This window comes from Mesorhizobium sp. M00.F.Ca.ET.216.01.1.1, from assembly GCF_004010325.2.
Taxonomy (GTDB): Bacteria; Pseudomonadota; Alphaproteobacteria; order Rhizobiales; family Rhizobiaceae; genus Mesorhizobium.
In genome coordinates this window covers 1-288 of the sequence record NZ_SADR02000530.1, presented here as the reverse complement: position 1 = coordinate 288, position 288 = coordinate 1, and the positions used below count along the sequence as shown (strand labels likewise).

The 288-nt window shown below is 60.4% G+C and carries 1 pseudogene; it reads right to left on the bottom strand.

From position 1 onward, the window contains the following. Positions 1-267 (bottom strand): annotated as a pseudogene (locus EN859_RS37305) (MFS transporter); the annotation flags it as partial. Positions 268-288: the final 21 nt, after the last annotated feature.

The following is a 288-nucleotide window of genomic DNA, read 5'->3' as shown; positions in this document are numbered from 1 at the left end:
GTCAACTTTCAGCAGCCAGCCGCCGATCATGCCGCCGAGCGCCAGACCGATGGACTGCGTGGTGTTGTACACGCCGGCCGCCGCGCCCTTGCGATTGCCCGGCGCCAGCTTCGAGACCAGCGAAGGCTGCGACGCCTCGAGAATATTGAAGCCGAGAAAGTACACAAAAAGGATGGCCGCCACACTCAGAATCGTATGCGGAGCGACGCCCAATAACAACTGTCCGAACAGGATAAGAGCAATGGCGGAAAGCAGCACCGTCTTCATCTGTCCGCGCTTTTCGGCGGC